Source organism: Mycolicibacter virginiensis, assembly GCF_022374935.2.
In the GTDB taxonomy this organism is placed as follows: Bacteria; Actinomycetota; Actinomycetes; order Mycobacteriales; family Mycobacteriaceae; genus Mycobacterium; species Mycobacterium virginiense.
On sequence record NZ_CP092430.2, the window covers coordinates 4,577,874 to 4,589,354 of the forward strand.

An 11,481-nucleotide genomic window follows, 5' to 3' on the forward strand; every position below is an offset into this window, starting at 1 on the left:
CTACGCCGTCAACGGCGCAGCACCAGTCCGGGATCGGTGTCGCTCCGGGTTGCGTCCGGTGCTTTCCGGCGGTGGCGCAGCGAGGCGATGACGGTGCCCGTGAGCACACCGACGATCACCAGCAGCGACGGTCCGGTGCCGATCTCGATGCCGCCGGCGCCCTGTTCGTGCATCGCGTGCATGATCAGCTTCACGCCGATGAACCCGAGGATCACCGCCAGTCCGTAGGACAGGTACACCAACCGGTCCAACAGGCCGTCGATCAGGAAGTAGAGCTGCCGCAGGCCCAGCAGGGAGAAGGCCGTCGCGGTGAACACGAGATAGCTGTTCTGGGTCAGGCCGAAGATCGCCGGGATCGAGTCGAGCGCGAAGAGCACATCGGTGCCGGCGATCGCCAGCATCACCAACACCATCGGGGTGATCGCCCAGCGCCCGTCGATGCGGGTGAACAGCCGGTCGCCGTCATAACGCTCGCTGGTGTGCACCACCTTCTTCACCAGCCCGACGATGACATCGGGAGCTCGGTGAGCCTCCTCTGCGCTGCCCGACCTGAGCATGTTGCCCGCCGCCAGCAGCAGGAGCAGGCCGAAGAAGTAGAAGACCCAGGCGAAACGGTTGATCAGCGCCGCGCCGAGCAAGATGAAGCCGGTGCGGGCGGCCAACGCCATCACAATCCCGAACAGCAGGACCTTCTGCTGGTCGGCGCGCGGCACTCGGAAGCTGGCCATGATGACCAGGAATACGAACAGGTTGTCGACCGAAAGCGCCTTCTCAGTGACGTAGCCGGCGAAATACTCCGAGCCCGGATCAACTCCACCGAAGACAAACACCCCAACCCCGAAGAGCACGGCGACACCGACGTAGCCGGCGGACCAGAGCGCGGATTCCTTCAACGTCGGAATGTGTGCCTTGCGGACATGCATGAAGAAGTCGAACGCCAGGAGCCCTAGTAGGCCGACGATCGTCAATGCCCATAACCATCCGGCAATGTCCATGTCCTACCCACGCTAGGCACCTTGAACGACGCTGGACTGGACAGCAGGTTGCGAGGCTATGACCGTCCGGTAAAGGCGATCAGCTTCTGCAGGCTAGACGCCGAATCGGGGACGTCGACCGGGTCATCGAACCCCGCCCGCACCCGGCCCGCCGGGGTGATGATCACGTGCGCCAGGCTCAACACGTACTCGGCCAGCGGTTCGGCCACCTGCACCGGGCGGCCGGTCGCCGTCGCGTAGTCCCACGCATGCACCAGGAATTCGAGCGACAGAATGCCCACCACCATCGTCGCAGGCAGCTCGTTGGGGCCGATCGCGACGCTGCCCTGCAGGCCACGCGCGTGCCAGGCATCCAAAGCCGGCCGGGCCGCGGCGATGACTTGGCGTTCCGGCGACTCAGCGGTGTCATGGTCGGCAAACACAGCGCCAGCCGCGCCACCCAGCACGCGGATGGAGTTCAGCAGATGCTCGGTCAGCGCTGCGACGTCGAATTCCGAGCACGGCGTCGGATTGGTCAATTCGTCGCTGCTGATGTGATGCAGCACCTGCGCCAACACCCCCAGGGCGGCTTCGGCGCCGGCCAACTCGTCGGCAGGGGGTGCGTCGGGACCGGGTCGCAGATCGGAGGCCATGGTTCCACGCTACGGTCTGGAGTATGGCCGAGACCTATGAATCCCTCACCGTCGAGATCAAAGACCACGTTGCCCAGGTCACACTGATCGGGCCGGGCAAGGGCAATGCGATGGGCCCGGCGTTCTGGGCGGAGCTCCCGGGGGTCTTCGCCGAGTTGGACGCCGACCGTGACGTGCGGGCGATCGTGCTGACCGGCTCCGGCAAGAACTTCAGCTACGGGCTGGATCTGGCCGCGATGAGCGGCACCATGACACCGATGCTGGCCGAGGGGGCGCTGGCCCGGCCGCGGGCGGACTTCCACCGCGAGCTGCAGCGCATGCAGGGTGCGATCACCGCGGTGGCCGACTGCCGCACCCCGACCATCGCCGCGATCCAGGGCTGGTGCATCGGCGGCGGGGTCGACCTGATCTCGGCGGTCGACATCCGCTACGCCGCGGCCGACGCCAAGTTCAGCGTGCGCGAGGTCAAGCTGGCCATCGTCGCCGATGTGGGCAGCCTGGCCCGGCTTCCGCTGATCCTGTCCGACGGTCACCTGCGTGAACTCGCGCTGACCGGCAAGGACATCGACGCCGCCCGGGCAGAGAAGATCGGCCTGGTCAACGACGTCTATGCCGACGCGGAGGCCTGCCTGGCCGCCGCCCACGCCACCGCGACCGAGATCGCCGCCAACCCGCCGCTGACCGTAGCCGGGGTCAAGGATGTGCTCGACGAGCAGCGCACCGACCGGGTGGCGGCCAGCTTGCGCTATGTGGCGGCATGGAACTCGGCCTTCTTGGCGTCCAAGGACCTGATGGAAGGCATCGGCGCGATCATGGGCAAACGCAAGCCGGAGTTCACCGGCGAGTGACGGCCTGGCTCTTCCTGTTCGGGGCGATCAGTTTCGAGGTCGCCGGAACGCTGTCGATGCGCGCCTCCGACGGCTTCGCTCGATGGCAGTGGGTGATCCCGGTGGCTGTCGGTTATGTGGTGTCCTTCGTTTTGCTGGCGATGGTGCTCAAGCGCGGTATTCCGGTCGGAGTGGCCTACGGGGTCTGGTCGGGTGTCGGAGTGGCGTTGACCGCGGTGCTGGCCCGGTTCTTGTTCGACGATCCGTTCACGCCGGTGATGGCCGGTGGCGTGGTGCTGATCGGCGCGGGTGTGTACCTGATGGAGATGGGTGCGCACGGGTGAGCGACGACGTTCCGCACCGCCAGCCGGCGCTGGCCGACATCATCGCCACCCTCGACGTCGACCGCGTCGATGACGAGCACTTCGTGGCCACCCAGCTGGACAATCGGATCCACCACATCGTCGGCGGACATATCGCCGGCCAGGCGCTGATCGCGGCCAGCCGCACCGCGCCGGGACGGGTGCCGCACAGCGTGCACGTCTACTACCTGCGCGCCGGGGATGCCCGCCGCCCGGTGGACCTGCATGTGGAGGTGGCCCGCGACGGCGGCACGCTGTCGACGCGCCAGGTCACCGCCCGCCAGGACGGCCAGATCCTGCTGGAAGTACTGTCGTCGTTCACCACCGCGGTCGACGCACCGGAATACCAGCAGCCGATACCGGATGTCCCCGACCCGGATTCGCTGCCGTCGTCGCAGGAACAATTGGCCGCCTACGCTGAGGAACTCGGTGGCTACTGGGTCCAGCCGCACCCCTTCGACCTGCGCTACGTGGACGCACCGCCGCGGATCGCCATGGAGCGTGCCGAACCGTCGCCGCGGTTGCGGTTGTGGTGGAAACCCGCCGAGGCGGTGCCCGCCGATCCGGCGATGCACAGTGCCCTGCTGACCTACCTGTCCGGCACCACCATGGTGGAGGCCGCGCTGGCGATGCGGCGCACCAACCAGGCCAGCACCTTCAACGCGCTGATCGACCATGCGCTGTGGTTCCAGCGCCCCGTCGACCTGTCGGACTGGGTGCTGTCGGATCAGTTCACGCCCAGCGGTATCGCCGGGCGGGGTCTGACGACCTCGACGATGTACAACCGGGCGGGGCAGCTGGTCTGCGTGGCGACCCAGGAGCTCTATTTCGGCCGGGGCCGCGCCGTCTGAGGCCCGCCGGGCCTCGCACGTAACCTGGCGGGCATGACTCCTGACGGCACCATCCGTGTCCCCGCCGACCTCGACGCCGTGACCGTGATCGGCGACGAGGACCACTCCGGTATCGACCCGGCGGCCGTGGAACGGATCTGGCAGGCCGCCCGGCACTGGTATTCCGCCGGCCTGCACCCGGCCATCCAGTTGTGCCTGCGCCACAACGGTCGCGTGGTGCTCAACCGGGCGATCGGGCACGGCTGGGGCAACGGTCCCGAAGATCCCGAGGACGCCGAGCTGGTCCCGGTGAGCGTGGACACCCCGTTCTGTGTCTACTCGACCGCCAAGGCCATCACCAGCACCGTCATGCACATGCTGGCCGAGCGCGGCGCCTTCTGCCTGGATGATCGCGTCAGCGACTATCTGCCCGACTACGGCCGACATGGCAAGCACCGCACCACCATTCGGCACGTGATGACGCACAGCGCCGGGGTGCCGTTTGCCACCGGACCCAAGCCCGACCTCAATCGCGCCGACGACCCGGAGTACGCCCAGGCGCAGCTGGCCAATCTGCGGCTGGTGTACCCGCCCGGGCTGATGCACATGTACCACGCCCTGACCTGGGGACCGCTGACGCGGGAGATCGTGCGGGCGGCCACCGGCAAGGACATCCGGGATGTGCTGGCCACCGAGATCCTGGACCCACTGGGCTTCCGGTGGACCAACTATGGCGTTGCCCCACAAGATATTCCGCTGGTAGCCCCCAGTCATGCCACTGGCAAGCAGCCAACCGGCGCGGGTGTCGCGGTGTTCCGAAAAGCGATCGGCGGGTCGGTCCACGAGATCATCCCGGTCACCAACAGCCCGTTCTTCCTGACCACGGTGGTGCCGTCGTCGAACACCATCTCCACCGCGTTCGAGCTGTCGCGGTTCGCCGAGATCTGGCGTCGCGGAGGCGAACTCGACGGAGTGCGGGTGCTGTCGCCGGAGACTTTGCGGGGCGCGACGGCCCAGTGCCGCAGGCTGCGGCCGGATGTCGCGACCGGGCTGGCGCCGCTGCGCTGGGGCACCGGCTACATGTTGGGGTCCAAGCGGTTCGGGCCGTTCGGCCGCGGCGCGCCCGCCGCGTTCGGGCATTTGGGCCTGGTCAACTGCGCCATCTGGACAGACCCCGAGCGGGGGCTTTCGGCCGGCCTGATCTCCAGCGGCAAGCCGGGCCAGGACCCGGAGGCCAAGCGCTATACCGCGCTGATGAACACCATCGCCGCGGAGATCCCGCGCGCGTAACAGGCGCCACATCCGTCACCGCCCGGGGTCATGTGGGTTAGCGCCCGCCTCACTCACTCGAAAATAGAAGGTGACCAGAGGCTGGTGAGCGGTCTCTGCGCTGGTGTTAGGCAGCGTCGGTGCGGGGTTGGAGTGTCACGCTGTATCCGAGGGCTTGGAGTTGCTTGATGGCCCTGGCCTTGGCTTTTGCCGGCTGGTGTCGGGTGTAGTAGTCGGGTCCAGGGTCTTGGTAGAAGGTGCCGTTGACGATCATGTGCCATGCGCAGGTGAGCATCTTGTGTTCGATTGCAACGATGGCGATCTGGCCGGCGAGGGACTGGCGACGCGACTTTGTGGTCCCGGACCGAGACGGCCGGCTACCGGCGATGCGTCGGTAACGGATACCGAAGTAGGTGTTGGCGCTGCGCGACGCGGAGAGGGCAGCTACCCCGAGGGCGGCTTTGAGGTGGTGGTTGCCGGGTGGGGTTTTCGCCGATTTGACCCGGCCCGCTGATTCGTTGCTGCCGGATGCGACGCCTGCCCAGGACGCTAGGTGGTTGGCGGTGGGGAACACGCTCATGTCGGCGCCGGTCTCGGCGATGAACACGTTGGCCACGGTGTAGGAGAAACCGGGGATGCTCACGAGGAGCTCCCGAACGGCCTGAAAGGGGACGATCAGCTCCTCGATGCGCGCATCCAGGCGGGCGATGTCGGCGTCGTGGGCGTCGATACGGTCCAGGTAGAACCGCACCATGAATGCGTGGTGGCCGTTGAACCGTCCGGCCAGCGCCTCGGTCAGTGCAGGGATCTTCTTGCGCAACTGTCCTTTGGCCAGATCAGCCAGCACGGCCGGGTCGCGTTGACCAGCGATGAGCGCTTCGAGCATCAGGCGCCCCGACACTCCGATGATCTCGCAGGCCACCGTCGACAGTTTGATCCCGGTGTCTTCGAGCAGCGTCTCCAGCCGCCCGATCTCTTTGGTGCGGGCCTGGGCGATGGTGGTGCGGGCGCGGGTCAGATCGCGTAGCGCCCGGATCGGTTCAGGTGGCACGAACGAGGCGCGGACCAGCCCATGAGCACCCAGTTCAGCCAGCCAGGCCGCATCGGAGACATCGGTCTTGCGGCCGGGCACGTTGCGGGCGTGGCGGGCGTTGACCAGCATCACGTTCAACACGTCGTCGAGCAGAAAGTAGAACGGCTTCCAGTACGCCGCAGTCGACTCGATCACCACACATGTCACCTTCTCGGCAATCAGATGCTCGCGCAGTGCCATGATGCTGGCGGTCATCGATGTCCAGGTGGTCACCGTCGACGACGTCGCTTTGCGCCCGCGGCCCTGGATGCGCACACACACTTTGGCGTCCCTTTTCGACACGTCGATTCCCGCGCACCGCGGGTGAATGACTTCCATGGCAGTTCATTCCCCTTCCGCTCAAATCTGCTGCGATGGAACGTGTTTCGGGGAGGACGTACATGAAACAGAAGTCTCACTCGCGTGCTCACAGGCAACAATCCACATCCCTCGCACAACCGCAAAGGGATGCCCTCCAGCCCCACGCTCTAGAGACGTACTCGACGGCAACAAGGCGGGACGGGGTCGCCGAAACACCCCTTAAGCGTCAACCCGGACCACGACGAACGCAACCACGCACCCCACCCGCACCGGCCCGCGATTTTCATTCCCCACATCGGGGCGCAGCCCCATGCCCGCTCTGAGCGACAGCCCGGATTATGTCAACCGGATTGAGCCCCTACCGCGGCACTCCACGTTGTTGATGACTCTGCGCTCAGGGCGGGAAAGCGCGAGGGGGGTGCGACGTGAGCGCAGAGTGAACGGTTAGGCCGCAAACGCGACCGCGGCCGCCGAGTCCGGTGAGGGACCCGACGGCCGCGATACGCGATCTCTCGGCGTTTAGCCGGCTTTGCCGTTGGTGCCGTTGGCGCCAGTGGCGCCAGTGGTGCCGTTGATTGCGCCGGGACCACCCGCCGCACCACCGGTTCCACCGGTTCCGCCGGTTCCGCGGGTGCCGCCGGCACCACCGGGGCTACCGCCGTTACCGCCGTTACCGCCCTTGCCCCCGGCCGGGCCAGCGCCGCCGTTGCCGTTGGCGCCGTCGGTTCCGCTGGTGCTGTCGCCACCGACGCCGCCCTTACCGCCGGTACCGCTGTTGCCACCGTCGCCACCGGCACCGCCGGCCTGGCCGACACCGGCGTTGACACCGCCGGCGCCACCGTTGCCGCCAGCGGCTCCGGCACCGCCGGCGCCACCGACGCCGCCCTTGCCACCGTTGCCGGTGACAGACGTGCCGCCGTTGCCCGCGGCCCCGCCGTTGCCGCCGTTACCGCCGTCGGTTCCGTTGCCGCCGGCCGTGGTGGTTCCCGTGATGCCAGCGGTGCCTGCCCGGCCGCCTCCACCGGCCCCGCCGTTACCGCCGTTGCCACCGTTGCCGCTGATGGAAGCGCCACCAGTGCCACCGATACCGCCGTTGCCGCCGTTGCCGCCGGGCCCACCGGGCAGCGCCAGGGCCCCGGTGCCGCCGGTGCCACCGACACCGCCGTTCCCACCGTTGCCGCTGCCGGAAGTGCCACCGGCTCCGCCGTTGCCACCGTTACCGGAGGTCGCGCCCGTTCCGATACCACCCGAACCACCGGCGCCACCGGTACCACCGTTGCCGTCGAGGCCACCGTTGATGCCGGCACCACCGGCACCGCCGATGCCGCCGTTGCCACCGTTCAGACCGTTACCGATGGCGTCGACGCCACCGCCGCCGCCACCACCACCCGTGCCACCGACGCCGGCCTTGCCATCGGTGCCGGTACCGGAGGTACCGGCGACACCGCCCTTACCACCGTTGCCGCCATCACCGCCGGCGTTGGTGGTGCCGGTACCGTTGTAGCCGAATCCACCGCTGCCACCGGCACCGCCGTTGCCGGCGGTGCCGCTGGCGGAAGTGCCGCCCGAGCCACCGGTCCCACCATCACCGGCGACTCCGCCAAGGGCTCCTTGGCCACCGGAGCCACCGGTCCCGCCGGTACCGCCGGGACCGGTACCGGAAGTACCACCGGTACCGCCGTTACCGCCGTCACCGGAGGGCCCGCCATTGACTCCGACACCGCCGGCGCCACCGGTGCCTCCGCTGCCACCGGAGCCGTCGACACCACCGTTACTCCCCGAACCGCCGGCACCGCCGTTGCCGCCGTCACCGCCGTTCAGGCCGTTGCCTGCGGAGTCAGAGCCGCCTACGCCACCGGAACCGCCGAACCCGCCGCTGCCGGCGTTTCCGTAAGTGCCAGAGGTGGAGGCACCGCCGACACCGCCCTTACCGCCGTTACCACCGTCGCCGCCAGCGGTTCCCGTGACCGTGCTGCTTCCGATCGCGCCCGCAGCACCCGTACCACCGCCGCCACCGGCGCCACCGGCACCACCGTTGCCGGTGCCGGAAGTTCCGCCCGCACCACCGTTTCCACCGTCACCCGAGGTTCCGCCGTTGACTCCGACACCACCGGTTCCGCCGGCACCACCGGCGCCACCGTTGGCGTCGATACCACCGTTGCCGCCGCTGCCGCCGGCACCGCCGATGCCGCCGTTGCCGCCGTTGAGACCGTTGCCTGCCGCGGTGACACCACCGACCCCGCCGGTACCACCCGCGCCACCGACGCCGGCGTTACCCCAGGTGCCAGTGGTGGAGACTCCGCCGACGCCGCCCTTACCGCCGTTGCCGCCATCGCCACCCGCGGTCCCCGCCACCGTGCTGCTGCCAACCGCGCCCGCAGCACCGGCACCACCGGCACCACCTGCGCCACCGGCGCCACCGTTACCGGTGCCAGACGTTCCGCCGGTACCACCAGTGCCACCGTCACCCGAGGCCCCGGTGGTGCCGATGCCGCCGGCGCCACCGACACCGCCGGCGCCACCGTTGCCATCGAGGGCATCGGTACCGGCAACACCACTGGCGCCGCTGGTGCTGACGCCACCGGCGCCACCCTCGCCGCCAGTACCACCGGTACCGCCGGTGCCACCGTTACCGCCTCTGAGGCCGTTGCCGTCGGCGTCTACGCCACCCTTGCCGCCGGCCCCGCCGACACCACCGGTACCGCCGACACCACCGGTACCGCCCAAACCGCCGGTACCGGTGACCGCGGTGCCGCCGACGCCGCCCTGGCCGCCGGCCCCGCCGTTGCCGCCGGCAAAGCCATCACCACCGGCCGCGCGCGGGTGCGGTACTCCCGTGGTCCCGGCAAGGGCGGTACCGCCCGAGCCGCCAGCGCCGGCATTACCGCCATTGCCGGTGCCCGTTGCAGCACCGCCATTACCGCCATCGCCGGCATCTCCGCCGGAGGTACCGCCACCGCCCGAGCCACCGGTGCCGCCAGCGCCGCCGCTGACCGCGCCAGCTCCGGTGCCACCGACACCGCCGTTACCGCCGTCACCGCCCGGACCGACCGGCAACTTGGAAGTGCCGGGATTGCTAGCGCCCCCGGCCCCGCCGGAACCACCGTTACCGGCGCGGCTGGCACCAAAGGGATTGCCGGGGTTGGTGGCGCCGTCACTGTTGCCACCGGCACCGCCTTGACCGCCGTTGCCACCCGCCAGCTGTGCGGCGCCACCGGCACCGCCGCTACCGCCGTTACCGCCGGAGGCGGTGCCGTCGCCGCCGGCCCCGCCGGTACCGCCGTCCCCGCCCCAGGCGCCGGCAACAATCAGGGTTGGCGGTGCAGCGCCACCCGCGCCGCCGTTACCGCCGTTACCGCCAGTGCTGATGACGTTGGCCCCGGTTGCCCCATCGGCACCGGCTCCGCCGTCACCGCCGAGCCCCGAATACCCGTTGGGCAAGGCCTTGCCGCCGACCCCACCGTTACCGCCGTTGCCACCCTTGCTGAAGATGGTGCCGTCGGTGGACTTCCAGCCTGTGCTGGTGGCGCCGTCAGCACCACGGCCGCCCTCACCGGCGATGCTCGTCGCACCGCCACCGCCCTGGCCGCCCGCACCACCGTTGCCGCCGTTACCGCCGACGTAGGTGCCGGTGCCGGCCGCGCCGCCGTCGCCGCCGTCGCCGCCGGTGCCGATTCGGGTGGGGTTGTTGAGACCTGCGAAACCAGCAGCGCCACCGACACCGCCCTGGCCGCCGTTACCGCCGGTGGTTTTCACGGTGTTGTCATCAGTGGCTGCGTTGCCACCGGCGCCACCGGCACCGCCCTTGCCGCCGACACCGCCGTCGGCAAGGTTGGAAGTGGACGCACCGCCGGTGCCACCGTTGCCGCCATTGCCGCCGGTGATCGCGCCGAAGCCGCCGGCACCGCCGTCACGACCGTCGCCGCCGACGCCGCCGGGCGAAGCGGCGCCACCATCGCCACCTTCGCCACCTTTACCGCCGGTGATTCCGGCTCCACCGTCTCCGGCTGCGCCACCGGCGCCGGCGACCGCTCCGGCCCCTCCGATACCGCCGCTGCCCCCGGCACCACCGTTGCCAAGGTAGTCACCGGTGACCGCGTCCTGGTATGCGTCGCCACCGTCACTGCCGGCGCCGCCCTCGCCGGCAGCCCCGGCTGCGCCGGCGCTGCCGTAGGAACCGTCGAACTTCACGCCCGCCGCACCGGCAGCACCAGCATTGCCGCCATTTGCACCGGCGGCACCATTGAGGTGGGCGGCAATGCCGTCGCTGACGCCGTCGGCAGAGGTGCCCGCTGCACCGGCCTTTCCACCGTCGCCACCATTGCCACCGTTGCCGAACAGGTAGCCGCTTCGGCCACCGGCGCCGCCGGCAGCGCCGCTGCCGCCGTTGCCGCCGACGCCGGTGCCGCCGTTGGCGTAGGTGCCATTGGCGCCGTTGATGCCGTTACCGCCGACACCGCCGTTGCCGCCGTTGCCGAAGAACCAGCCGACCGCGTCGCCGCCGAGACCGCCGGCGCCGCCCCCGCTACCCGCACTGGCCCCGTTACCGCCGGCGCCACCGTCGCCGCCGATACCCATGAACGAGCCGCCGTTACCGCCGTCACCACCGGCACTGCCCTCGAAACCGTCACCGCCGGCACCGCCGTTGCCGAACCATCCCGCGGTGCCGCCGTCGCCGCCGGCCAGTGCGCCGTCATCGCTGTTCCAGCCAGCACCACCATCGCCGAACCACAGGCCGGCGTCGCCGCCGTTGGGGTTGAGCGCGGTCCCGTCGGCACCGTCGCCGATCAGGAACAGCCCGGAGGATTCGTTGATCCAGCCGTTGACCAGTGCGCCGAGATCGCTGTCGATCCAGGCCTCCATACCGAAGTGCAGCGGCTGGTAGAACCACTGGTCGATGATCGTGGACATGTCGAAGAAGCCGCCGGCCGCGGGCAGTGCGACATCGGCCGTCGAGGCCGCGGGGTCGAACAGGTCCAACAGCCAGTCCAGGCCATCGTCGGCCTGCGCTGACGGCAGGCCGGCCAACGGGGTCATCCCGAACGCCAAGAACGCAGTGGCTGCACCACTGGCACCGATCACCCGCTTACGGCGCGACTGGCCAGCCTGCTGCTGACCGCGACGCCGGTTGCTGCTGTGACGACGACTCATTGAGGAACACCTTTCATCAGAT

At 69.5% G+C, this 11,481-nt stretch carries 8 protein-coding genes; 4 read left to right on the plus strand and 4 right to left on the minus strand.

Annotation, left to right across the window (positions count from 1 at the left end):
* Positions 1-8 precede the first annotated feature (8 nt).
* Together MJO54_RS22180 and MJO54_RS22185 are read right to left on the minus strand one after the other, a co-directional pair.
* Positions 9-995, minus strand: coding sequence for a TerC/Alx family metal homeostasis membrane protein (locus MJO54_RS22180; RefSeq protein WP_046287022.1), 987 nt, complete (start codon positions 993-995; stop codon positions 9-11).
* 56 nt (positions 996-1,051) lie between these two features.
* Positions 1,052-1,627, minus strand: a complete 576-nt coding sequence (locus MJO54_RS22185) for a TIGR03086 family metal-binding protein (protein WP_046287023.1) — start codon at positions 1,625-1,627, stop codon at positions 1,052-1,054.
* Between the two features lie 23 nt (positions 1,628-1,650).
* Here MJO54_RS22185 and MJO54_RS22190 point away from each other — a divergent pair, with 23 nt between their 5' ends.
* From MJO54_RS22190 to lipE, 4 genes are read left to right on the plus strand one after another with little or no spacing between them, the layout of a single operon-like run.
* Positions 1,651-2,475, plus strand: coding sequence for a crotonase/enoyl-CoA hydratase family protein (locus tag MJO54_RS22190; RefSeq protein WP_105295337.1), 825 nt, complete (start codon positions 1,651-1,653; stop codon positions 2,473-2,475).
* Positions 2,472-2,798 (plus strand): DMT family transporter, encoded by a 327-nt coding sequence (locus MJO54_RS22195; RefSeq protein WP_233428685.1) that lies wholly within the window; start codon positions 2,472-2,474, stop codon positions 2,796-2,798. The genes MJO54_RS22190 and MJO54_RS22195 overlap by 4 nt, the downstream gene beginning before the upstream one ends.
* Positions 2,795-3,667, plus strand: a complete 873-nt coding sequence (locus tag MJO54_RS22200; protein WP_064889715.1) for an acyl-CoA thioesterase — start codon at positions 2,795-2,797, stop codon at positions 3,665-3,667. The genes MJO54_RS22195 and MJO54_RS22200 overlap by 4 nt, the downstream gene beginning before the upstream one ends.
* 33 nt (positions 3,668-3,700) lie before the next feature.
* Complete coding sequence (lipE, locus tag MJO54_RS22205) at positions 3,701-4,936, plus strand: lipase LipE (RefSeq protein ID WP_064889717.1); 1,236 nt, start codon at positions 3,701-3,703, stop codon at positions 4,934-4,936.
* Positions 4,937-5,042: 106 nt separating this feature from the next.
* On the opposite strand, the gene MJO54_RS22210 is transcribed toward lipE, so the two are convergent.
* Both MJO54_RS22210 and MJO54_RS23680 read right to left on the minus strand, forming a co-directional pair.
* Positions 5,043-6,326, minus strand: coding sequence for an IS110 family RNA-guided transposase (locus tag MJO54_RS22210; RefSeq protein ID WP_105295336.1), 1,284 nt, complete (start codon positions 6,324-6,326; stop codon positions 5,043-5,045).
* A 501-nt stretch (positions 6,327-6,827) separates the two neighbouring features.
* Positions 6,828-11,459: a PGRS repeat-containing protein gene (locus MJO54_RS23680; RefSeq protein ID WP_205843439.1), complete on the minus strand. Its 4,632-nt coding sequence runs from the start codon at positions 11,457-11,459 to the stop codon at positions 6,828-6,830.
* Between the last annotated feature and the right edge of the window lie 22 nt (positions 11,460-11,481).

Bases quoted from the DNA above. Each gene is read 5' to 3' on its own strand.
- MJO54_RS22180 (WP_046287022.1), bottom strand. From the start codon at position 995: ATGGACATTGCCGGATGGTTATGGGCATTGACGATCGTCGGCCTACTA.
- MJO54_RS22185 (WP_046287023.1), bottom strand. From the start codon at position 1,627: ATGGCCTCCGATCTGCGACCCGGTCCCGACGCACCCCCTGCCGACGAG.
- MJO54_RS22190 (WP_105295337.1), top strand. From the start codon at position 1,651: ATGGCCGAGACCTATGAATCCCTCACCGTCGAGATCAAAGACCACGTT.
- lipE (WP_064889717.1), top strand. From the start codon at position 3,701: ATGACTCCTGACGGCACCATCCGTGTCCCCGCCGACCTCGACGCCGTG.
- MJO54_RS22210 (WP_105295336.1), bottom strand. From the start codon at position 6,326: ATGGAAGTCATTCACCCGCGGTGCGCGGGAATCGACGTGTCGAAAAGG.
- MJO54_RS23680 (WP_205843439.1), bottom strand. From the start codon at position 11,459: ATGAGTCGTCGTCACAGCAGCAACCGGCGTCGCGGTCAGCAGCAGGCT.